Here is a 23259-nt window from a genome sequence, read left to right as displayed (position 1 = left end):
TCGCATTGCGCGCAAACGGAAGTTTACCTATTCCTCTGTTGTCGATTTGGTGAAACCAAACGCTTTGGAGGGAAATAATATGGGTTGGATTATCGCATTGGTCGTTGGTGGCGTTGCTGGCTGGCTTGCAAGCCTTGTCATGAATCGCGACGCTTCGATGGGCATTTTTTGGAACATTGTTGTGGGCTGTGTTGGCTCGGTCGTCGGCAATATGATTGCTGGACCGCTTCTCGGCATCAGCGGCAGCGTTCAAGAATTTTCGCTGATTGGTTTGGGTGTAGCCGTTGTTGGCGCCATCGTTCTGCTCGGCATTGTTAACCTTATTCAACGCGGCCGTGTCCGTGGTTGATCACGCAAAATTGGGTTTTGACGCGCTTTAGCGCAGGCCCAAATGCGAAAAAATGGGGCGGTGCGGCCAATGCGGTCGCGCCGCCCCATTGTGTTTGGTGCACAGACGGAATGCTCTGCGGAACGTATGCGCTTGCCATTCGTCTACGCTCAAAGTCATCAGTCGAACCGCGCATTGCCCCATTTCGATCGCAAGCTTAAGAGGGATTGCGAAAGGTGACTTATGTGTGTAACACACTGGTTGCGGCGCAGTTGGCCAAACGGGCCAACCCGAAAAGGGCACTGTAATGAACTACGAGACAACGATCACAGCAGAGACTCAAGATGACATCGCGACCGATGTTGCATCTCGCATTGGTCCAGACGGCTCGACATCCTCTTCCAAAAAGCTGTTGTTTGCCTTTATCGGCTTGCTGGTTCTGCTGGCAGCCATCGCGGCGTATTTCCTTATGCCAGGCGGTGATCCGGCCCCGGCAGCGGATGATGGGGCGCAAAACCCGGTGGTTACCGTTGTTTCACCCGGCAAGACCAGCGTAAGCGGCGTTATCGAAGCGCCCGGAACCTTGGCCGCGCGTCGTCCTATGCCGGTGGGCGTGGTTGGCGAAGGTGGACAGGTTCTGTCGGTGCGGGTCGATGCCGGTGATTGGGTTGGCCAAGGACAGGTTTTGGCGGTGATCGATCGCTCGGTTCAAAGCCAACAGGCCTCCGCTCAAGCTGCACAAATCGAAGTGGCGCGCGCCGATGCTCAATTGGCCCAAGCCAACCTAGACCGCTCGCTTCAATTGGTTGAGCGCGGATTTGTATCACAAGCGGATGTCGATCGTTTGACTGCCACCCGCGATTCCGCCGCGGCGCGGGTCAAAGTTGCCGAGGCGCAGTTGGCAGAATTGCGCGCACGCACGGCTCGGTTGAACATCATTGCACCGGCGGCTGGCTATGTGTTGGAACGCAGCGTTGAGCCCGGTCAAACCGTTAGCGCAGGCACGCCCGCTTTGTTTTCGATTGCCCGCGGCGGTGAAATGGAGATGCGCGCGCAATTGAGTGAGAGCCAACTTGCTGGCCTTTCCCAAGGGGTTAGCGCGAGTATTGTCCCCACGGGATCGGCCAAGACATTCGAAGGTCAGGTCTGGCAATTGTCACCGACGATCGACGCTATCAGCCGCCAAGGGACGGCTCGCATTGCATTGCCTTATGCCCCCGAATTGCGCCCAGGCGGGTTTGCCACCGCATCCATCGACAGCGGATCCATCGAAGCCATCATCTTGCCAGAGAGCGCGGTTCTCTCCGACAGCGAAGGCAGTTTTGTGTACACGGTGAATGAAGAAAACAAGGCGACCCGAACAACGGTTACGACCGGTATGGTCACCCCCCAAGGCATCGCCATTATGGAAGGACTTTCGGGCAGCGAAATGATTGTGTTGCGCGCTGGTGGTTTCCTCAATCCGGGTGAAACAGTGATACCGCGCCGCGACGGCGAATAAAACACAGCCGCGCAAGCGGTTGACGAGAATTGACGTGCAATCGGTCTGGCCCCGCCAGCCCGCGCTGCACAGCGTAACTGAGAGCAGAATTGGCCCATCCGGCCAACAGAACCAAGGCAGGCGACACGCACATGAACTTCCGCAATATCTCCGCTTGGTCGATCAGAAACCCTGTGATCCCAATGGTTTTGTTCACCGCCCTGACGCTGGCGGGCATTTTGAGCTTTGCTCGTATGGATGTGGTCAACAACCCAGACATTGAATTCCCCGGCGTGAGTGTTGGTATTTCTCAACCCGGCGCGGCGCCGACTGAGATCGAAAACCAAATCACGCAGCGCGTTGAAAGCGCGGTCCGTTCAATCAGCGGCGTTAACTCGATCAATTCGACCGCCAGGGAAGGTTTTTCGAGCACGTTTGTAGAGTTTGAAATCGGCACTGATCCCAACGATGCGGTTGCCGAGGTGAAGAACGCGATTGATGGCATTCGCGGCAGCTTGCCCGACGGAATCCTGGAGCCTCGCATAAACAAGGAAGATATTTCCGGTGGTTTTCTAGGTATTTACGCGGTCGAAGCCGATGATATGACCATCGAACAATTGAGTTGGTTTATCGATGATACGGTGACCAAACGACTGTTGGCGATCGAAGGCATGGCCGAGGCAAGTCGGTTTGCCGGGGTCAATCGAGAGATCGAAGTGATCCTCGACATTCCAAAGATGCAGGCGATCGGTGTCACCGCAAGCCAGATCAACAATGTCTTGCGCCAATCCAATATTGATGCGGCCGGCGGTGCGACCGAAATTGGCGGCACGCGCCAATCGGTGCGCGTTTTGGGCAGCACCGCGACAGCGTTTGAATTGTCCCAGCGGCAAATTCAACTTGGTGACGGTCGGACCATCCGGCTCGCGGATGTTGCCAATGTTCGCGATGGCTATTCTGAACGATCCTCGATCAGCAAGGTGCGCGACAAGGAAGTCGTCAATTTCAACATGTCCCGCGCAAAAGGCGCGTCGGATGTGACCGTTTTCGCAGAAGCGTTGCAGGTGATCGAAGACATTGAGGCGGAAAATCCCGGTGTGCGCTTCATCCCGCTCTTCAACACGGTGAAATACACCGAAGAACAATACAGTTCATCAATGGCAGCCATGATCGAAGGCGCCGTCCTTGCGGTGATTGTGGTGTTCTTCTTCCTGCGCGATTGGCGCGCGACGATGATTTCGTCGGTTGCGATCCCACTGTCCGCGATCCCGACCTTTTGGTTTATGGATCTGCTCGGCTTTAACCTCAATCAATTGTCGCTTTTGGCGCTGGCTCTCGTCGCGGGGGTCTTGGTCGATGATGCCATCGTTGAAATTGAGAATATCGTCAGACACATGCGAATGGGTAAATCCGCCTATCAGGCGAGCATCGAGGCCGCCGATGAAATCGGATTGCCCGTTGTTGCCACCAGTTTTTGTATCGTTGCGGTGTTTTTGCCGGTTGGTTTGATGCCGGGCATTTCGGGCCAGTTCTTCAAAAACTTTGGCATTACTGTCGTGGTGGCCGTTTTGATGAGCCTCGCGGTGGCGCGGATGATCACACCGATGTTGGCGGCGTATTTTCTGCGCGCGCAAGGCCATGCCGAACACGGCGAAGGGCCCATGATGGACCGTTATATGGCGGTGCTCGGTTGGACTTTAGAACAACGCAAAGCCAAAGAAATGCGCGCCCAAGTCGCGAATATCGCGGCGCGGCCGTGGTACTTTGCGCTCGCCACATTGGCGGCGATTGGAGCGGCTTATTTCGTTATCACCGGTATGATTTTAGCCGAAGGTGCGGAATTACTGGGCGTTTTGTTTGGCGTTGTTTCTTTGTTGGTTTTGGTGCCGGGCGCCTATTTCTTTGGTCTTTTGATCACCGCATTGTTGGGATCGATACCGGGCCTCATTCTGAAACGTGAAGCAGGGTTCTTCACTTGGTGTGTATTCATGATGAAGCGCCTTTGGGCGCGTCTGTTTGATCATCGCGTGTGGATGTTGGGCGTCGGTGTTCTTGCTTTGGTACTCACCGTTGTTTTGTTCGCGATCACGCCGTCACAGTTCCAACCAGTGACCGATGACAACAACAGTCGTGTCGAAATCGAAATGGTCCCTGGAACCACTTTGGCAACGACCGAACGCGTCGCCGACCGGGTTGCTGCGGTTCTTTACGAACAGGCCGAAGTTGATCGCGTGTTGGAACGTGTTCGGGTTGGCAACGCGACTTTGTTCGTTTCATTGCGCGATGACCGTGAGAAAACATCGATTGAGTTTGAACGCGATCTTGCTCCAACTCTTGCCCAGTTCCCGGATGCCCGTGTTCGGTTTGCATCGCAATCGGGCGGCTTTGGCAGCGGGCGCGACATTACCATCATGCTTGCCGGTTCTGACCCTGCATTGTTGCAAGCAACCGCCACCGAGTTGGTCGAAGAGATGCGAGGACTTGATATGTTGGTTGCGCCCCGCATTAGCGCGGACGTCAATCGGCCCGAAATCATCATCAAGCCGCGCTCATCGGTTGCGGCCGAACTGGGTGTCACCACTGCAGCGTTGAGCCAAACGATCCGAATCGCCACTTTGGGCGAGATTGAACAGAATGCGGCGCGCTTCTCACTGTCCGATCGGCAAATTCCGATCACAGTGCGGTTGCCCGAAGAGTCTCGCGAAAGCATGACGACGATTGAAAACCTACCGGTTCCGACGCGCTTTGGCGGGACGGTTCCATTGTCACGCGTCGCAGAAATCAGCTTTGGCTCAGGCCCGACCTCTATCCAGCGCTACAATCAAAACCGCCGCGTTTTGGTTGGTGCCGATTTGGCCCGTGGAGTGATCAAAGGCGATGCTAACCAGGCGATCGAAGCTCTGCCATCTCTGCAAGACCTTCCCCAAGGGGTCAGCCGCCCTGCCGTCGGCGAAGAAGAGTGGCAAAAAGAGCTTCAGGTTAGCCTGTTTATCGCCATTTTTGCGGGCTTCTTCCTCGTCTTCGCGGTGTTGGTGTTGCTCTACAAACGGTTGATGAGCCCGCTTGTGAATATGACGTCACTGTTGCTCGCGCCTTTGGGCGGGATATTCTTGGTCTGGGCCGTGGGCCAACCGACCAGTATGCCGGTCTTTATTGGTGTGCTGTTGTTGTTGGGTATCGTGTCCAAAAACTCGATCCTTCTGATCGACTTTGCCATCGAAGAAATGGCCGTTGGAACGCAAAAATTCGAAGCCATCATGGAAGCGGGTCACAAACGCGCGCAACCCATCGTCATGACAACTGTTGCGATGACCGCCGGCATGGTGCCAACCGCCTTGTCAGGGGTGTTAGGCTCGGGTGATGGAGCATGGCGCGCGCCGATGGGCACGATGGTGATCGGCGGGTTGATTGCTTCAACCGTGCTCACACTGGTGATTGTTCCAGCGGGCTTTAGCTTGGCCGATGGTATTGAGCGACGGCTTGGGCCGTGGTTGCGCGATCGGCTGTTGACCTATCGTCCGGGTGACGATGGCCAACCGGTTTTGCCGGATCCCCATGCCAAGGGGCCTCTGCCGGGTGGTGGGGGCGCTGCGCCCGCGCCGATTTCGGCACAGCCTGCGACACGACTTCCACCGGGGGCCGAACCTGCTGAATAAACCATCCGAATTGCCTCTGGCGGACCACGCCTCTGGCGGTTTGGAAGCGGTGGGCACGCCTATGTCTGATACCAAATTCTCCAATCCGGGTTCGACCCCGCTGAAATTTGGGGGCGAGCCCCTGACCGCCGACCGTGCGCGCCGTATGCGCTGGACCGCGACCGGATTGCTGGTTGCGATGGCGGTGTTGTTTTTCACCACGCACGGCCTAGTCGGGGATCATCCGGCATGGGGATATGTAAACGCCTTTGCAGAGGCGGCGATGGTTGGCGGACTTGCCGATTGGTTCGCCGTAACGGCTTTATTCCGGCACCCATTGGGCGTGCCGATCCCGCACACAGCGATCATTCCGATGAACAAGAATCGGATCGCGGACACGATGGCGCAGTTCCTGAGGGAGAATTTCCTTACCCCCGCCGTCGTTGCGCGGCGCATGTCGACAATGAATGTCGCGCGGGCCGTTGGCGATTTCCTTATCGCAAGCCCCGAAAGTTCCGGAGCAGACGCCCGATCCCGCCTAACCGGCGGTGCGGCGGAATTGATGGCCGAACTTTTGGAATCGTTGGATCCCGATAGATTGGGCAATCAAGTGCGTTCGGGTTTGGGCGGGCAATTGGCAAAGATTGATGTGTCGCCATTGGCCGGCCGAATGTTGGAAAGCGCGATGTCGGATCGCCGGCATTTGCCGTTGATCGACGGGATGATCCGTTGGGCCGGCCTGACTTTGGAGGACAATGAAGAAACGATACACGACATCATCCATGATCGTGTGAATGGAGTTTTGCGTTGGGCGGGATTGGATAAGCGCATATCGGGCAACGTATTGGATGGCCTCTACAAATTGTTGGCCGAAGTGTTGGTTGATCCCGAACATCCGCTGCGCGCCAAGGTTGAAGAAGGGCTGCAAAAGCTAGCCCATGATCTTCAACATGATCCCGAAACCCGCGAACGGGTGGAGGAGATGAAGCGCGATTTGATCCAGAACCCTGCCGTCGCGGAATGGTGGATGGGTGTTTGGGAACGCATTCGTCGTTCTTTGATCCGGCGCGCGCGTGAATCGGACAATGAATTGGGCAGCGAAATGCGCAGCGGTCTGGCCGATCTTGGCAAAGCTCTTAAGCAGGATGAGCGACTTCAGTGGCAGATCAATCGATTTGCGCGGCGCACATTGGTCGGCATTGCCACCCGGTATGGCGGTGAAATTGTAACCCTGGTGTCCGAAACGGTAAAGCGGTGGGACGCGACCACCATTACCGGCCGGATCGAAAACGCCGTGGGCCGCGACCTCCAATTTATACGCATCAACGGCACGGTCGTTGGCGGATTGGTCGGCATGACGCTTCATTTCATCACGTCGCTTATGTGATTGAGGCATTGCCGCGTTTCTACGCGGCAGCCCTATCCGTAAAAACCCCAGGTGAAACGCCTCGATGCGCGGCCGTACTCGGGCCTATGATTGATCCGCACACCACCATTCCACAGCCGCACACTCTCTCTCTTACCAAAGGAGGGCAGGCCGTGATCAACGGCGCGTTGGTCACCGCAACACAGGATTGCATATTGGAGGTCGGATCGGGCGCATTCGTCCTGAGTGGCAGGGCCTTGTGGAGGGATCGCAGCCCCAAGCGCAATCCGCGCGAAGAGTTGTATTTCTCGATGATAGACGCCGCCACCAGCGAAGATCGCTTTAACGAAGAGCGGTTCCGATTGTTCGCACTCCTTTCGCAAGTCGTCGCTCAGGAACGCACTCATGAAGCACAGAAAGAATGCGCCCTATGTGCGTCCGCTCTTATCGCGGGCAATTCTCAAGAGGCCATTCGCAGCGCGTCGAGGCTGGCCGCGGAGCGATTGGATCGTCCCGCAACCCTGCCGGGCCGAAGGGGTGAGGTTCACGAACGGCGCGGCAGCATTCTGCCCACCCCATCACGATCAATTGGAACGGTAGCTGATTGATGTCGCGTAAAATGATCGGATGGGATTTCCGGCGGCGTCCTTAGCCGGGGTGAAAACCGCATCCGACATCTCGTCGCATGCAGGCGATTCCAAGCGCCGTGTTTCGGTCGATTGGCCCATAAAGCAATCCGAGACTGAACCGTCGGTTTCGATGATGACGCGCATTCTGAAATTGCCATTTTCGCCGCTATTCAACGCCCGACGCGGATAATTGGCCTGAATTCGGCGCGCAATCGCTTCCATATTTTGCCATTGAGATGGCGTGTACCGCCGGTGTTGTTCCGGATCCAATCCCCATGATTCTAATAGGTCGAATGTGCATGCATTCAGCGCCTGAAACGGCGGCATCATGTTGCCCGTTTCGATGGAAAGAACGCGGCGGCTGCGCCGCAACACAATGCGATCAACATTGGCCGCCTCGTCCAAATCTATCCCTGCAGAGTAAGGCGCCACTGCGCCCGGCGCACGGCCCAAAGAGCGGGTGGCGATGACGATGGCGGGTCCGATGGATGCCACCGTTCCCCGTCTGCCCAAAGTCTCCAGTCGCTCCATGGGCTCATTGCCTTCCATGCCCATCTCCACGCGTGAACCATTGCGGTAACGCGCGATTTCCGGACCGGCCATGGTCATCGCGAACCCGCTTTGCGGCGCGACTTGTTCAAAGAACAGAAAGTGCCTTTCTTCGTCGTCTCCTCTCGTTCCGAACAAACGCGCTAGGCGACATTTGTCCGCCGCGAAATCGATGTTCCACGGTGAGATCGGTTCCAACTTGGTGACGTTGTCGCCTTCGGCCAATTCGTTTGGATAATCATCATCGGCCCATGCCGGCTGCGCCGAAGTCATCGCAATGACCGCCGCTATGCCAGAGATCATACCGGCTCTTGCGATTGATAGTTCCATAAAAAAGACCCCCGCAGCGCAGAATAGCGCGGCGGAGGTCTTTGACAAGATTGAGTTTTTCTTAGGCGTTTAGCCCAAGGCGCCGGTCAATTCAGGAACGGCGTTGAACAGATCGGCCACTAAGCCAATATCTGCCACTTGGAAGATTGGTGCATCTTCGTCTTTATTGATGGCGATGATGACTTTCGAATCTTTCATGCCGGCCAAGTGTTGGATCGCACCGGAAATACCGATGGCGATATACACTTCTGGGGCAACAATTTTGCCCGTTTGGCCAACCTGATAATCGTTGGGCACATACCCAGCATCAACCGCGGCGCGCGACGCGCCGATGGCCGCGCCAAGTTTGTCCGCAAGCGGGTTGATGATCTGTTCGAAGGTCTCGCTGTCTTTAAGTGCGCGGCCACCCGATACGATGATTTTCGCACTGGCCAGCTCTGGACGCTCGCTCTTGGCGACTTCGCGGCTGACAAAGCTGGAGATGCCGGCATCACCGGGACCCGCTGCGTCTTCGATGGCAGCGGAACCACCTTCGGATTCAGCCTTCTCGAACGCGGTGCCGCGAACGGTGATCACCAATTTCGCATCGGATGATTGTACCGTTGCGATGGCGTTGCCCGCATAGATTGGGCGGGTGAACGTCTTGTCACCTTCGACCGAAAGAATATCCGAAATCTGCATAACATCGAGATGCGCGGCGACGCGCGGTGCGATGTTTTTGCCCGACGTCGTCGCAGGCGCGAGGAAGGCATCGTAGCTTTCCATCAATCCGGCAGCCAGGGGGGCAACGTTTTCGGCAAGACCCGCGCCATAGGCAGGATCGTCGGCTTTCAATACTTTGGCGATGCCGGCGATTTTCGACGCCGCTTCTGCAGCGGACCCACAGTTTTCACCCGCGACCAATGCGTGGACTTCGCCCAATTTTGCAGCCGCTGTCACCACGGCAAGCGTTGCATCGTTGACGGTGTTGTTGTCGTGTTCGACCAGAATGAGAGTGTTCATCTGTCTGTTCCTTTCCTTTACCGGGCCGCCAATCAGGCGATCCCCAGCTCCTTGATCTTGGCGACGAGTGCGGCGACATCTTCGACCTTTTCACCGGCCTGGCGGACCGGAGGCTCGCTGACATTGGTGGTAGTCAGGCGCGGTGCGATATCGACGCCGAAATCTGCCGGTGTCTTGGCATCAAGCGGCTTTTTCTTGGCCTTCATGATGTTCGGCAACGAAGCATAGCGCGGCTCATTCAAACGAAGGTCGGTTGTGACAATCGCAGGGAGGGTCAATTTGACCGTTTCCAGACCGCCATCAATCTCGCGCTTCACCGTTACGGCGTCGCCCGCGACTTCGATTGTGTTGGCAAAGGTGCCTTGTGGGCGGCCCATCAAAGCGGCGAGCATCTGGCCGGTTTGATTGCTGTCATCGCTGATTGATTGTTTGCCGAGCAGGACCAGGCCGGGCTGTTCCTCATCCGCGATCGCTTTGAGAATTTTGGCCACGGCCAGCGGTTCAACTTCTTCGTCGGTTTCGACGAGAATCGCACGATCAGCACCCATGGCAAGCGCGGTGCGCAACGTCTCTTGGGCCTTTGCAGGGCCGACAGAAACGGCGATGATCTCTTCGGCATTGCCCGCTTCTTTGATGCGGATCGCCTCTTCGACGGCGATTTCATCAAACGGGTTCATGCTCATTTTGACATTCGCAAGATCCACGCCTGAGCCATCGGCCTTTACGCGCGGTTTCACGTTGTAATCGATCACTCGTTTTACGGGCACGAGGATTTTCATGGGGCTTCCTTCCTGTCGTATATTCTTATTGCTTACATGCTTGGAGACCGCCTAGCTTGCGTTTACGTAAACGTCAAGTTGGGCGAAGCCGCGCATTGAAGTCCATGCCCTTGCGGCATTTCACGTTCTGCCTTGCCAATCTCAACGCCGCTCGTCCATTATCTTTAATGCAAGAAAGGGGTTCATTTGATGAAACACGCTCTACGAGGGCTCATCTTGGCTTCGGCCATCGCCGCTGTGTCGCTTGGAGGGGGCTTCGCCTCCGCGCAAGAATCGCCTACGCCGACCCCCATGCCGGAAACGAAGATCGGCGAGGAAGGTTTCGAATCGCCTTCCGCCACTCTCAATGAGATGGACTGGCTCGTCGGCCAATGGAGCGGTGTGGGCATCGGTGGCGCATCCGCAATGGAAAGCTGGCTCCCGCCAATGGGCGGCACCATGGTCGGAACCTTTGTTCAAGAAACCGCCAATGGCGAAATCATGTTCACCGAACATCTGTATGCAATGGAGGAAGCGGGCACAGTGGTGCTACGCCTCAAGCACTTCAACGCCGATCTTACGGGATGGGAGGAGAAGGACGACATGCTCACCTTCCGCCTTGTCGCGATGGAGCCGTGCGCCGCCTATTTCAACGCGCTGACATTGAGATGCGCCGACCCGGAAAAGCCCGGTGAAGGATTGGTTGCTGCGGTGCGGATGCAATCAGGCAGCGAATTGCAGTTTGAATTCAACCGCATGGATCCGAGTTAACCGCAACCGGAGAAGTACCGATCAAATGACTCGACCGCGTGCAGTTCGGTAAAGCTTAGATTGACGCGGGCGAGCTCATCGGAAAGCTCACTCTTTTTCAGCTGTGATGAAAGTTGGCCTGTTTCTAGGTTGAGCAAGAAATACCCGCTGCCATCGTGATGCCCAAAAGCCCAATTCTGTTCACACGATAGAGCGGTAATTTTGGGCTGTATTAGAAACGCGCCATTGGGGGATATGATGCCCCAGTCTGATCCGTCGAGCTCGGTCAAAATGGCCCGATCAGAAAGGGCAACACTTTGATCGCTGCAGCCAACAAGCGCGGCGCCGATCAGCGCCGCGCTTGTCGCTATTCGCTTCATGCAGCTTGCTTGACCTCAGCGACGATCTTTTTCGCCGCGTCGCCCAAATCATCGGCGGCCACGATGGGCAGGCCGGAATTGGCGAGGATTTCCTTACCAGCGGCAACATTCGTGCCTTCAAGGCGCACAACGAGCGGCACAGAAAGGTTCACTTCCTTCGCCGCTTGAACGATGCCGTCCGCGATGATGTCGCATTTCATGATGCCGCCAAAGATGTTGACGAGAATGCCCTCAACAGCGGGGTCTTTCAGGATGATCTTGAACGCGGCAGTTACTTTTTCAGTTGTAGCGCCGCCACCTACGTCGAGGAAGTTAGCTGGGAACGCGCCGTTCAACTTGATGATGTCCATCGTCGCCATGGCAAGGCCAGCGCCGTTGACCATACAACCGATGTTCCCGTCGAGCTTGATGTAGGCGAGATCGTATTCGCTCGCTTCAACTTCGGCTGGATCTTCCTCGGTTTCATCGCGCATCGCTTCGATAGCGGGGTGACGATAGAGGGCGTTGCCATCAAAGCTCATCTTCGTGTCGAGCACGAGCAGATCGGCGTTGCCGTCTGCGTCAGCTTTGGTTTCAACCAATGGGTTAATCTCAAGCATTTCGCAATCGCTCGACATGAACGCTTTATACAGCTGCGCAGCGAGCTTCTGACACTTCTTGTTCAAACCGCCCGAAAGATTGAGTGCAAAAGCAACAGCCCGTCCGTGATGCGGCATAAAGCCTTGCGCTGGATCGATCGTGATCGTTGTGATCAATTCGGGCGTGTTGTGCGCCACGTCTTCGATGTCCATGCCGCCTTCGGTTGAGGCAACCATGGCAACCTGACCCGTAGCCCGGTCAACCAACATGGCGAGGTAATATTCGCTTTCGATGTCAACGCCATCGGTCACGTAAAGGCGGTTAACCTGCTTGCCTTCGGCGCCGGTTTGGATCGTGACCAAAGTGTTGCCCAGCATGTCTTTCGCGTCCGATTCGACGTCTTCGATGCTTTTGGCCAGACGAACGCCGCCTTTTGCGTCTTCGCCCAATTCTTTGAACTTGCCTTTACCCCGGCCACCGGCGTGAATTTGCGCTTTCACAACATAGAGCGGTCCCGGAAGTTTCTTCGCACCTTCAACCGCTTCTTCAACGGTAAGAGCAGCGTGACCAGCGGGGATGGCAATCCCATATTCTTTGAGCAATTCCTTGGCCTGATATTCATGGACGTTCATCGAGCGTAATCCCTTTTCGCTTTTATCCCGGGGAGAGGTTGTTTGATCCGTGCCTAAGCACGTATCGGAGCACTTGAAAAGTGCCGAAGCAAGCTACACGGCATAGGACACCACTTAGGGCCTAAACCCAAAGGCATCACTTGGTTCGAAGGGCGCAGCGCAGGAACAGTCAAAAATGATAGATCAGGCTCAATTTCAGGAGATTGTTCGCGAAGCAGGGCGAATCGCCCATGCGCGTTGGCCGGGGGATGGGCATGCTTTGGAAAGTTGGGACAAAACCCCCGGAAATCCTGTCAGCGAAGCGGATCTTGCGGTGGATGCGTTTCTGCGGCGCGAATTGGGTCGCTTGCTACCGGCGGCCGCTTGGCTATCGGAAGAAACGGCCGATGACAAAGCGCGCACGAAAAGCGACCTGATCTGGTTGGTCGATCCGATTGATGGTACCCGCGATTTTGTAAATGGCCGCCCCGGATGGTCGGTGTCTGTTGCATTGATCAGCAATGGAAAACCCTTGATCGGGATGCTGGCAGCGCCCGCGCGCGACGAAGAATGGTTCTCCGTCGCCGGACAGGGCGCAACATTGAATGAAAAATCGCTCAAATCCAGCGCGCGTCAGGAATTTGTGGGCGCGCGTGTGCCCGCCGATCAATTGCCCAGCGCGGATTCGGATCTGGTTCTGGTGGAAAAACCAAACTCGATTGCGCTTAGGATCGCAATGGTTGCCGATAATCGTGCCGATTTGCTGGCGACTTTGCGCTGGGGCTTTGAATGGGACATCGCCGCCGCCACGCTCATTGCGCGCGAGGCTGGGGCAAAGGTGTCGGACGCGTTTGGGAAGCCTTTGGCCTACAACAAACACGATCCGCGTGATTTTGGGGTTTTGGTGTGCGCACCCGATATTCACGGTGCAGCGATCGATCGGCTAGCCGATAGAGCCCAGCAATTGACGCAAAAAGGCCGGCCCGAATAGGACCGGCCTTTGCTGGTTCGGTCTTCGGCCGCTTACTGGGTGCGAGCGGCGTTCACGTCATCCTGGCTGATGGGGATGATTTTGATTTCAACCCGGCGGTTCATCGGCTCATCCACACCATCGGCGGTTTTGACGCGCAGATAATCGTAGCTTTCACCATAGCCGCGTGTTTCCAAACGGCTGCGCGCGACACCGCGAGCGGCCAGATAGTCCGCAACCGCCTGCGCGCGTTGTTCTGAAAGACGTTGGTTCAACGCATCCGACCCCGTCGTGTCGGTAAAGCCGTAAACGTCGATCAAGCTGTTGGGATAATTGATCAAGCTGGTCGCGACCGAATTGAGCGAATCGTAAAAGCCCGGATTAATGTCGGACGAACCGCGCGCAAACGTAACGCCGTCGGGCAAGCGAACGAGGATGGCGTCTTGATCGCCGACTTCTTCGACATCGACGCCGGTCCCTTCAAGCTCTTCATCGAGTTCGCGGATCTGATCGTCAAATTGCTTGCCAACCACGGCCCCGGCCGAACCGCCAATGCCCGCGCCAATAATGCGCGCCGCATCACCACCAATCGCGCCGCCCAACAAATAGCCAAGCGTTCCGCCAAGGCCGGCGCCGACAGCAGTGCGCGAGATTTTGCGTTCACCGGTGTTGGGGTCCGTGACGCAAGCGCTCGTCCCGAGCATAGCGAGAGCAGCGGTGCTCGAGAGCAAAATGCGTGATGTTTTCATTGTGTAATCCTCCGATTGGAATCTTCCGCCCGCAAACTAGGCGGTCGCAGCGACTTGTGTTCACAAATTCTATTGGTCGCCCGTAATTTGCGGCATGATGAACGATGCGTAAACTCATGTAACCCGGCACAGGCCAATCTCACAAGTTTACAGCGGCGGCTGACAAGACGTGGCTGGCAAGACAGCGCATTTGTGCTAGCGCGATAATTGTGACCCCGTTTCCTTGGACAGACTTATTCATCATCGCCGGGCTGATTGTGCTCAACGGCGTCTTTGCCATGTCCGAATTGGCAATCGTTTCGGCAAAGACCAGCACGCTTAAGGCGCGGCATGACAACGGGTCGGCTGGTGCGGGCATTGCGGTGCGATTGGCCGCGGACCCCGGCAAATTCCTTTCAACCGTTCAAATCGGGATCACCTTAATCGGGATCATCGCAGGCGCGTATTCCGGGGCAAGTCTTGGCACGCCGGTCGGGGAACGCTTGGCCCGATTGGGCGTGCCTCAAGATATGTCGGGACAGGCCGGCTTTGTCGTTGTCATTGCGGTCACAACCTATTTCAGCTTGGTCGTAGGGGAGCTCGTCCCGAAACAGCTCGCCCTGCGCAACGCCGTTCCGATTTCGGTGATTATGGCCCGGCCGATGTCGTTGATGGCAAAAGTCGCCGCGCCGTTGGTTTGGGTCTTGGACACATCATCGGCTGGGATCATTTCCCTCTTTGGAATTCGTTCAAAGGGGCAGCAATCGTTGACCGCGCAAGAGCTTCAGATGATCTTTGCAGATGCAACACGATCCGGGGTGATCGAGGCGGAACAGCATCAGATTTTGACCGGCGTCGTCCGCCTTGCCGAACGGCCAGTGCGGGAAATGATGACGCCGCGCACCGAACTCGATTGGATTGAGGCGGACGCGGACAAATCGCAAATCCGCGCCTCAATTGAAGACAGTCCGCATTCGCTTTTACCTGTCGCAGAAGGGTCGCCCGATGCGATCTTGGGCATTGTGAAAGTCCGCGAAGTCTTGGCCAAACTTGTCGCGGGAGAGCCCGTCTCCATCCGCAAGATGATGCACAAAGCCGAAGTGGTGCCGGACCAATTGGATGCGATGGATGCCTTGCGCGTCTTGCAATCCGCAGACACGGCGATGGCGGTTGTTCACGATGAATACGGCCATTTCGAAGGCGTCGTCACACCGGTCGATTTGCTGACCGCGATCGCGGGTAACTTTGCCAGCGATAAAGACCAAGGCGACGCGCCACAGATCATCGAATGCACCGATGGATCCTTGTTGGTGTCGGGCGCGCTTTCTGCCGATGGGCTCGCCGACAGGCTTGGCTTGGAATATGGCGAGACGCGCGAATTCGGAACCGCAGCGGGCTATGCGCTGTCGGTGATGAAGAAGCTGCCATTGGTGGGCGAAAGCTTCACCGACCAAGGTTGGAGATTTGAAATAGCCGAAATGGACAACCGCCGGATCGATAAAATCTTGGCGCGCAAGATCGCAGAAGAACCCAGCGAAGACTGATTGCAGCCCAGTCTAAGGCTGCAACCGCCTCATCTGTCACCCCGCAATGGGGCCCTCAATTACGACGGGATCAATGTTTGGGCGGCTTGCCCATCCCCTTCGGGAGCGGCGATAATATCGCGCGTCACGCTGCCTTTGGCGACAATGTTCGTTCCTGGATCGCCGACTTGCGAACGGATGCCTGGTGCGGCGCTGCCGGCGCGGTCAAGCGCGCTTGTTTCAATATCGCTGCGTGCGGCTGGTCCGCCAAAAAGCGCCTCAAGAGCCTGTTCAGAGGCCGTTCCTTCGGCGGGGCGCGGTGCGCCCGGCGCAGGCGGCGTGAGTGAGAAATCAGGCGGAACCACCAGAGGGGCCTGACGCTGCACTGCAAATTCATCGGGACGATCGCGGTTAAAGATACCGCTGCCACCGCATGCGGCAAGCATCGCGCAGCCAGCGCCAAGCAGGATTGCTGTTTTCAGGTTACGCATATTCAAATCTCCGCAGGGACGGTGTTTTCGCCCGTAGTTTTGTCGTCCTTGTCGCCTATGAAAAGGCTGCGCGCAAGGATGATCACGACGCCGATGGTGATTGCCGCATCGGCAATGTTGAAAATTAGGAATGGGCGGAATGTGCCGATGTGCAAATCGGCGTAATCCACGACATAGCCAAGCAGATATCGATCGCGAATATTGCCAATCGCCCCGCCCAAAATCATCGACAGACCCAGAATGTCGCCCAAATACTTCTCTCGCATCATCCAAATCAGGACGACCAAGGCGATCACCGCGGTCAATCCGACCAACAGCCAGCGCATTTCCATATTGGTCGCTTCCAACATGCCCAGCGATATGCCGCGATTCTCGGTGTAAGTGAGGTCAAAGAAGGAGAGCAGCTCAATATTGCGCACATTGCGCAGGTCGAGCGGGCCAACCACGTACCATTTCACAATCTGATCGATCACCGCAATGAACGCGGCAAAGCCAAGCCCGATGAGGCGATATGGGGTGAACACTTTGCCCATCAGGCGGTGTCCATCGCGCTAACGACGGTGTCGCACCGTCCACACAACGCACCATCTTCGGCAACGTCGGGGAGCAAGCGCCAGCAGCGGCCGCATTTGTGATCGGTGGATTTGGTAACAGTCACTTCATCCCCATCGACGCGTGTGACTTTCCCAGTGATGAACAGCTCGGCAAGTTGTTCATCGCTCACGCCATCCGGAACCGCATTGGCTGGCACGCTGACAACGGCCTCATTGCTGGACCGGATGACTTTTTCGCGGCGCAGCGGCTCAATCGCTTCGGTCACGCGTTCGCGCAAGGCGCGCAGAGCGTCCCATTTTGCGCGGTCGGCTGGCACGGCAGGAACGCTGGGCCATTCGAGCAAGTGGACGCTGCCCACTTTGCCATCTTCATCCGCCTGATCGTCTTCGGGATATCGGGTCTTCCACACTTCCTCTGCAGTGAAGACCAGAACCGGCGCCGCGTAGCGGACGAGCGCGTGGAACAACAGATCGAGCACTGTGCGATAAGCGTTGCGGGTCGTGCTGTCGGGGCCATCGCAATAGAGTGTATCTTTGCGAATATCGAAGAAGAATGCGCTCAAATCTTCGTTGCAGAAATCGACGAGCAAACGCGTGTAGGTGTTAAAATCGTATTCGGTTGCGGCCTTGCGCAGTTTCCCGTCCAATTCGCTGAGCAGCGATAGGACGTACAATTCCAGCTCGGGGATCTCTCCGCTGTCCGACATATCGCCGATAAAGCCATCGAGAGCGCCAAGCAGATAACGGAACGTGTTGCGCAACCGGCGGTATTGATCGCCGACACCCTTGAGGATTTCGTCGCCGATCCGGTGATCTTCGGTGAAATCGACGCTGAGCGCCCAGAGCCGGACGATGTCCGCGCCGTATTGCTCCATCACTTTCAGAGGGCTGATCGTGTTGCCGAGCGATTTCGACATTTTCTTGCCCTTGGAATCCATCGTGAATCCGTGGGTGAGAACCTGATCGTAGGGCGCGCGGCCGCGCGTGGCGCAGCTTTGCAAAAGCGAAGATTGGAACCAACCGCGATGCTGATCCGACCCTTCGAGATAGAGGTTGGCGGGCCATTGCAGGTCAGGCCAGCGGCCAGACTCCAGCACAAAGGAATGGGTGCAGCCCGAATCGAACCAGACATCGAGGATGTCCATGACCATGTCGTAATCGTCGGGGTTGTAGTCCGAACCGAGGAATTCGGCCTTGCGCGCCTCTTCCCATGCATCGACGCCCTCTTCGGCAACCGCGGCGACGACGCGTGCATTGACCGCAGGGTCTGCCAAATATTCGCTGGTGCCCGATTTCAGGAAGAGCGTGATCGGCACACCCCATGCGCGTTGGCGCGAGAGCACCCAATCGGGCCGCCCTTCGACCATAGAGCCGATGCGGTTTTGGCCTTTCTCCGGCACGAATTCGACCCGGTCGATTTCGGACATGCCGCGCGAACGCAGCGTGCCGCCTCCATCGAGTTCTTTGTCCATCGGCACGAACCATTGCGGTGTGCAGCGATAGATAACCTTGGCCTTGGAACGCCATGAATGCGGGTAGGAATGCGCGTAATCGGCGGAGGCCGAAAGCAATGCGCCAACCTCGCGCAGATCGTTGCAGATCGGGCCATCGGGCGCGTTGAAGGGCTTGTTGATGACCGCGCGGCGGCGCGCTTTGCCATCCGCATCCACATCATCGGCGCCCAGCCACGCCCAATCATCGCGGTAACGGCCATCATCCATCACGGCGAAGACGGGGTTGATGCCGTTGGCTTTGCACAGGTCGAAATCATCCTCGCCGTGATCGGGCGACATATGGACTAGGCCGGTGCCGCTCTCAGTGGTGACAAAATCGCCTTCGAGGAAAGGGCGGGGCTTGGTGTAGAACCCTCCCAGATGATGCATCGGGTGGCGGGTTTTGGCTCCGGCTAGGTCGGAGCCAATATAAAAGCCCAACGTCGCGTAATTCTGCTGCGGATCGCCCTGTGATCTTACGCGAGCGCGGAATGCGTCGTAGAGTTCGCGGGCCACGAGGAACCGACGGCCTGTTTCTTCGGCCATCTCATCAAGTTCGGCGACATGGAGGTAGTCGATATCTGCCCCATAGGCCAAAGCCTGATTAACCGGGATCGTCCAAGGCGTCGTCGTCCAGATCACCGCATGCGCGCCGACCAGTTCGGGTACATTCGGGCATTCCGTAATCTCAAACGCCACATCAATCTGCGGGCTGTCGGTTAGGTCTTCATATTCAACCTCAGCCTCCGCCAGAGCGGTTTTCTCAACCGGCGACCACATGATCGGCTTTGAACCGCGATAAAGGTTGCCCGCTTCGGCGAATTTCATCAGCTCGGCGACAATTGTGCTCTCAGCCTGAAAATCCATGGTGAGATAGGGATTGTCCCAATCGCCCATGATGCCAAGCCGTTTGAGCTGCTCACGCTGAGTGTCCACCCACCCTTGCGCATAGGCGCGGCATTCGGCGCGAAATTCCTTTGCGGGAACTTCGTCTTTGTTGAGCTTTTTCTTGCGGTATTTCTCCTCAACCTTCCATTCGATCGGAAGGCCGTGGCAATCCCAGCCCGGCACATAGGGCGCGTCTTTGCCCATCAGGTTTTGCGTGCGGCAGACCATGTCCTTGAGGATATGGTTCAGCGCATGGCCGATATGCATATCGCCGTTCGCATAGGGAGGGCCATCGTGAAGGATAAACTTCTCACGCCCAGCGCGGCTTTCGCGCATTTGCCTGTACAAATCGATCTCGCGCCAGCGCGCCTCAATGCCCGGTTCCTTCTGCGGAAGGCCGGCTTTCATGGGGAACGCCGTCTTGGGTAGGAAGACGGTATCTTTGAGGTCGCGCTCGTTTGCGCTCTGATTGCTGTCAGACATAGACGCGCGCGTTAGGACATTCGCGCCCAGCAATAAACCCTCATTGCGCAGCTCTGCGCCGATCCAATGCAGCTTCGCCCGCGTCGATCTCTTCTTGGGTGCGGTCATCAAAGCGTTGGATCAGCGCCGGAACGATATTAATCGCGTCTTCGACCCAGACATAACCGTTAAAAGAATCGGGTATTTCAGTGAGTTGTTCGGGCAGGGTCAGACCACGCGGCAAATTGTCCGCAACCGGGCCAATGACGATGACATTGCCGCCATATTCTTCCATCCGCGCAATCAATCGATTGGGCCAACCCCAATAGGCCCATTGGTAATTGAGCGGGACCAACATCGTCTCGCCGCGACAGCTTTCAGGCAAATATCCGCTCCAGCCATAGGCGATGTAGTCTTGGGAGCAGGTTTTTGCCGCATCCGGCTTCCATGACCATATTTCGGGATAGAGCTCTCGAATACGGTCGATAGGGCCGGCATTTCCGTAAAAACCATCGCCCGATTCGACCGGATCGCGTCCGATAGCCTCCATCGCGGCGGCAACCATGTCCGCTTCTGCGGGGTCCTTCGATTTGAAATTGATCATCAAACGACCCCGCACTGGCAACACGGCGGCCACTTGTTTCAATGTTGGCATCGCGCCGACGAATCGCCCACGAAAGGGAAAAGTCTCGCCGCCATCTGCGGTGTAGCCATGCCCGATATCCAGCGCGCTAACCTCTTCAAAAGTGGCGTCGCGGATGGGCCCTGTGCCGTTTGTGCGGCAATCAAGCGTCCAATCATGGAAGACCATCAATTCCCCGTCCTTTGTCGGGGCGATGTCAATTTCGACCATCCACGCGCCCAATTTTTGCGCACGCAGAACGCTGGGGACGGTGTTTTCGAGGTAGTCGTGATAGGGCGCGTCGATTCGGTCGGCGGTGCATGTGTCCCGCTCCACCCCGGTTTTGTCGTACATTTGGTGGATGCCGCGATGGGTGATGATTTTGGGTGCGCCCACGGGATCAGGTGCAAGCCAACTGGCGTTGGTCACGGACAGGATCAGAATGGCGAGGGCGAACAGCAAGCCGCCCCAATAGATAAAGCGCTTCACGCCAACAGCTCGCGCGCCTTGGTGCAATCGCGTTCCATCTGCACCATCAAACCATCAAGGGTGTCGAATTTCGCCTCTCCGCGCAGGAAATGGTGAAACGCGACCTCGATTTCTTGGCCGTACAGATCGCCGGAAAAATCAAAGAAATAGGGTTCCAACAACTCTTTGGGCGGTTCGAATTGCGGGCGGATGCCAATATTTGCCGCGCCCTTTAAAACCTCACCCGTGGCCAGCACGGTACCTGTCACGGCGTACACGCCATATTTGGGGCGCAGGTATTTATCGACCGCAAGATTGGCGGTTGGATATCCGATAGTGCGGCCGCGTTTGTCGCCGTGTTCGACAATGCCGCGAATGGCAAAGGGACGGGTCAACAATTGCGCCGCCAATTGGGGATCGCCCTCGCGCAATGCGTCTCGGATGCGGCTGGATGATACGATCGCGCCATCGCCTTCCACGGCATCGACCACGCGCGATTTCAGATCGTGTTCGCCACCAAAGGATCGCAGCAATTCCACGTTGCCTTTTGCGCCTTTGCCAAAGGTGAAATCGGCGCCGGTGACCACACCATGCGCGCCAAACCGTTCAATCAGGATTTCGGTGATGAAATCTTCGGCGCTCGTCCCGGCCAGTTCCGCATCGAAATGAAAGACCAACATCGCGGTCGCCCCGGCGCCGGTGTACAGCTCTTGGCGTTGTTCCAACGTTGTCAGGCGAAAAGGGGCCGCATCAGGTTTGAAAAAGCGGACCGGATGGGGATCGAACGTGGCGATGATGGACGGGCGGCCCTCTTCGTGCGCCCAATTGATCGCTTCGCCGGCGACCGTTTGGTGCCCAATATGAAAACCGTCAAAATTGCCCAGCGCAATGACGGCGCCGCGCAATGCATCGGCGATTGGTTCGCGATGATCGAGCCAGCGCATCAGCTATCCTCTTCGTCATTGGTGGTTTCATCGGGGAGATCGGCCATCGGGATCAGCCCTTGTTCAATCAATCGAAGGGCGTTGCCCCCCATTGCGGCGCGGATTTCGTCTTCGGTGAATTCAGCATCAATCAATGCCTGAGTGATATGCACCAATCCTGCGGTGTCAAACCGGACCAGGACGGTTCCGTCATAGTCACTGCCAAGAGCGACGTGCTCTATCCCGACAAGATCGCGAATGTGTTGCATCGCGCGGACAATGGCTTGGGGGGAGGTGTCGCAAACCGCGCCCTCCCAATATCCAACGCCAATGATCCCGCCATTTTCGGCGACTTTGCGGATCTGATCATCGTTGAGATTGCGGTTCACATCGCATGTGGCCCGTACGCCACCATGGCTGGAGACAACCGGGCGTCGCGCGATGGTCAAAATGTCATCGACACAGGCCGCGCTGCAATGCGCGATGTCGACTATAATGCCCATCTCTTCCATGTCGCGGACTGCGCTGCGGCCCATATCGGTCAGGCCGCCTTTGCCTTCGCCGTGCATGGATCCGGCCAGATCATTGTCAAAGAAATGCGTCAGGCCCGCCATGCGCAATCCCGCATCGTACAACACTGTTAGATTGCTCAGTTCCCCCTCGAGATTGTGCAATCCTTCGGCACTGAACAAGGCACCGACTGCATCCTGATCCGCAGCGCGAGCCGTCAAAAGGTCGGCCACATCTCCGGCGGCGCGGACTTTAACAATGCCAGACCCGGTCTCGTCAGCCGCTTCATCAAGTTTTTGCGCGTGAAAGAGAGAGCGTTCGAGCAGCGACGTCCATGTTCGCGGCGGCTGCAATTGGCCAACGACCAACGCCGTGACATTGTCGCCATCGGCGCTGTTGTTGTCGTAGTTTTGGTTTCTTGGCGTTTTGGTGACGCTGGAGAATACCTGCAATGCGACATTCCCATCGCGGAGCCGCGGCATATCCATGTGGCCGTAATCGTGACGTTCCAAAATATCGCGTTTCCAAAGCAACGTATCGGAATGCAAATCAACAATGGAAAGCGTGGCGTGCAAAGCTTGCGCCTCTGCGGTGACGGCGGGCAGCGGCGCGCCATCGATACCGTTCATGTCACTGTCGACAATACGCGGCGCGAATATGAAAAAAGCCGACGCGCCGATGATCACAATCAGCGCGATCCCCAAAAGGAATTTCCGGATCACTCGTCGCCATCCCGACAATAGGTGACGAAGGAATAGGCGGGCCTATCGCCTTGGGCGTCGTGATCTTCGCGTGTTGTTACTCGCCATTCATCGCCCAAAGGCTTCATGAATGTGTCGCCCGCATAATCGGCATGAATTTCAGTGACTTCGATCCGTTGCGCCAAGGGGCGAAACACATCGTAAATAGCTGCGCCGCCCACAACGGGTATTTCGCCCGTTTCATTGCCCTCTTGTGCCAATGACAGCGCCTCTTGAACGGATCGTGCGACTTCGGCGCCATCGCTGTTCCATGTGTCGCGCCGAGTTAAAACGATGTGACGCCGACCGGGAAGCAAACCGGGCAGGCTTTCAAAAGTTTTGCGCCCCATAATCATTGGCTTACCCATCGTCAGCGCTTTGAAACGCTTCAAATCCGCCGGCAGATGCCAGGGCAAGCTGCCTTCGTGGCCGATCGCGCCGTTCGCCGCACGGGCATAGATAAGGGTGATGGTATGATCCATTCGCGGTG

Annotated in this window: 21 protein-coding genes; 8 read left to right on the top strand and 13 right to left on the bottom strand. The window is 56.8% G+C overall.

Features of this window, described 5'->3' with window-relative positions; all coding sequences use genetic code 11:
* Positions 1–79: 79 nt before the first annotated feature.
* The 5 genes from BQ8290_RS08955 to BQ8290_RS08935 all read left to right on the top strand — a co-directional run bounded on the left by BQ8290_RS08955 (position 80) and on the right by BQ8290_RS08935 (position 7417).
* Positions 80–349 carry a GlsB/YeaQ/YmgE family stress response membrane protein gene (locus tag BQ8290_RS08955; protein ID WP_108789440.1) on the top strand — a complete coding sequence of 90 codons (270 nt, stop codon included), beginning with the start codon at positions 80–82 and terminating at the stop codon, positions 347–349.
* Positions 350–635: 286 nt separating this feature from the next.
* Positions 636–1829 carry an efflux RND transporter periplasmic adaptor subunit gene (locus tag BQ8290_RS08950; RefSeq protein ID WP_108789438.1) on the top strand — a complete coding sequence of 398 codons (1194 nt, stop codon included), beginning with the start codon at positions 636–638 and terminating at the stop codon, positions 1827–1829.
* Positions 1830–1960: 131 nt separating this feature from the next.
* The gene (locus BQ8290_RS08945) at positions 1961–5464 is read left to right on the top strand and encodes an efflux RND transporter permease subunit (protein WP_108789436.1); all 3504 of its coding nucleotides are present in this window, start codon (positions 1961–1963) and stop codon (positions 5462–5464) included.
* Between the two features lie 145 nt (positions 5465–5609).
* On the top strand, positions 5610–6830 hold the full coding sequence (locus BQ8290_RS08940; RefSeq protein ID WP_108792193.1) for a DUF445 family protein: 1221 nt from the start codon (positions 5610–5612) through the stop codon (positions 6828–6830).
* A gap of 152 nt (positions 6831–6982) precedes the next feature.
* On the top strand, positions 6983–7417 hold the full coding sequence (locus BQ8290_RS08935; RefSeq protein WP_337661256.1) for a hypothetical protein: 435 nt from the start codon (positions 6983–6985) through the stop codon (positions 7415–7417).
* Here BQ8290_RS08935 and BQ8290_RS08930 read toward each other — a convergent pair.
* The 3 genes from BQ8290_RS08930 to BQ8290_RS08920 form a co-directional block, all read right to left on the bottom strand.
* Entirely contained in the window at positions 7394–8317 is a 924-nt protein-coding gene (locus tag BQ8290_RS08930) for an energy transducer TonB (RefSeq protein WP_108789432.1), read from the bottom strand. The genes BQ8290_RS08935 and BQ8290_RS08930 overlap by 24 nt on opposite strands.
* 69 nt (positions 8318–8386) lie before the next feature.
* Positions 8387–9319: an FAD-binding protein gene (locus tag BQ8290_RS08925; protein ID WP_108789430.1), complete on the bottom strand. Its 933-nt coding sequence runs from the start codon at positions 9317–9319 to the stop codon at positions 8387–8389.
* 32 nt (positions 9320–9351) lie between these two features.
* The gene (locus tag BQ8290_RS08920; RefSeq protein ID WP_108789428.1) at positions 9352–10098 is read right to left on the bottom strand and encodes an electron transfer flavoprotein subunit beta/FixA family protein; all 747 of its coding nucleotides are present in this window, start codon (positions 10096–10098) and stop codon (positions 9352–9354) included.
* Positions 10099–10287: 189 nt separating this feature from the next.
* Here BQ8290_RS08920 and BQ8290_RS08915 point away from each other — a divergent pair, with 189 nt between their 5' ends.
* Positions 10288–10848, top strand: a complete 561-nt coding sequence (locus tag BQ8290_RS08915; protein ID WP_337661255.1) for a DUF6265 family protein — start codon at positions 10288–10290, stop codon at positions 10846–10848.
* Here the strand turns inward: BQ8290_RS08915 and BQ8290_RS08910 are convergent.
* On the bottom strand, positions 10845–11207 hold the full coding sequence (locus tag BQ8290_RS08910; protein ID WP_108789426.1) for a hypothetical protein: 363 nt from the start codon (positions 11205–11207) through the stop codon (positions 10845–10847). The two genes, BQ8290_RS08915 and BQ8290_RS08910, sit on opposite strands and share 4 nt — an antisense overlap.
* Complete coding sequence (gene sucC / locus BQ8290_RS08905) at positions 11204–12418, bottom strand: ADP-forming succinate--CoA ligase subunit beta (protein WP_108789424.1); 1215 nt, start codon at positions 12416–12418, stop codon at positions 11204–11206. Before sucC ends, BQ8290_RS08910 begins: the two co-directional genes overlap by 4 nt.
* A 175-nt stretch (positions 12419–12593) precedes the next feature.
* On the opposite strand from sucC, the gene BQ8290_RS08900 reads away from it, so the two are divergent.
* On the top strand, positions 12594–13388 hold the full coding sequence (locus BQ8290_RS08900; protein ID WP_108789422.1) for an inositol monophosphatase family protein: 795 nt from the start codon (positions 12594–12596) through the stop codon (positions 13386–13388).
* Between the two features lie 32 nt (positions 13389–13420).
* On the opposite strand, the gene BQ8290_RS08895 is transcribed toward BQ8290_RS08900, so the two are convergent.
* Positions 13421–14116 carry an OmpA family protein gene (locus tag BQ8290_RS08895; protein WP_108789420.1) on the bottom strand — a complete coding sequence of 232 codons (696 nt, stop codon included), beginning with the start codon at positions 14114–14116 and terminating at the stop codon, positions 13421–13423.
* Between the two features lie 209 nt (positions 14117–14325).
* Between BQ8290_RS08895 and BQ8290_RS08890 the strand changes: the two genes are divergently transcribed.
* The gene (locus BQ8290_RS08890) at positions 14326–15639 is read left to right on the top strand and encodes a CNNM domain-containing protein (RefSeq protein ID WP_108789418.1); all 1314 of its coding nucleotides are present in this window, start codon (positions 14326–14328) and stop codon (positions 15637–15639) included.
* 59 nt (positions 15640–15698) lie between these two features.
* Here BQ8290_RS08890 and BQ8290_RS08885 read toward each other — a convergent pair whose 3' ends face one another.
* From BQ8290_RS08885 to BQ8290_RS08855, 7 genes are read right to left on the bottom strand one after another with little or no spacing between them, the layout of a single operon-like run.
* Positions 15699–16109 carry a DUF3035 domain-containing protein gene (locus BQ8290_RS08885; RefSeq protein ID WP_108789416.1) on the bottom strand — a complete coding sequence of 137 codons (411 nt, stop codon included), beginning with the start codon at positions 16107–16109 and terminating at the stop codon, positions 15699–15701.
* A 2-nt stretch (positions 16110–16111) separates the two neighbouring features.
* A complete protein-coding gene (gene lspA / locus BQ8290_RS08880) occupies positions 16112–16642 on the bottom strand; it encodes a signal peptidase II (RefSeq protein ID WP_108789414.1) in 531 nt (176 codons plus the stop codon).
* Positions 16642–19527, bottom strand: coding sequence for an isoleucine--tRNA ligase (gene ileS, locus BQ8290_RS08875; RefSeq protein WP_108792191.1), 2886 nt, complete (start codon positions 19525–19527; stop codon positions 16642–16644). Before ileS ends, lspA begins: the two co-directional genes overlap by 1 nt.
* 40 nt (positions 19528–19567) lie before the next feature.
* Positions 19568–20617 carry a glycerophosphodiester phosphodiesterase family protein gene (locus tag BQ8290_RS08870; protein ID WP_108789412.1) on the bottom strand — a complete coding sequence of 350 codons (1050 nt, stop codon included), beginning with the start codon at positions 20615–20617 and terminating at the stop codon, positions 19568–19570.
* Positions 20614–21540 (bottom strand): bifunctional riboflavin kinase/FAD synthetase, encoded by a 927-nt coding sequence (locus BQ8290_RS08865; RefSeq protein WP_108789410.1) that lies wholly within the window; start codon positions 21538–21540, stop codon positions 20614–20616. The genes BQ8290_RS08870 and BQ8290_RS08865 overlap by 4 nt, the downstream gene beginning before the upstream one ends.
* A complete protein-coding gene (locus BQ8290_RS08860; protein WP_108792189.1) occupies positions 21540–22748 on the bottom strand; it encodes a membrane dipeptidase in 1209 nt (402 codons plus the stop codon). Before BQ8290_RS08860 ends, BQ8290_RS08865 begins: the two co-directional genes overlap by 1 nt.
* Positions 22748–23251: a dihydrofolate reductase gene (locus BQ8290_RS08855; protein ID WP_108789408.1), complete on the bottom strand. Its 504-nt coding sequence runs from the start codon at positions 23249–23251 to the stop codon at positions 22748–22750. Before BQ8290_RS08855 ends, BQ8290_RS08860 begins: the two co-directional genes overlap by 1 nt.
* Positions 23252–23259 lie beyond the last annotated feature (8 nt).

Origin of the sequence: Erythrobacter sp. Alg231-14 (genome assembly GCF_900149685.1) — a bacterium.
GTDB lineage: Bacteria > Pseudomonadota > Alphaproteobacteria > Sphingomonadales > Sphingomonadaceae > Erythrobacter.
The sequence above is the reverse complement of the archived record's forward strand: the minus strand, read 5'-3'. Positions and strand labels throughout refer to the sequence as shown.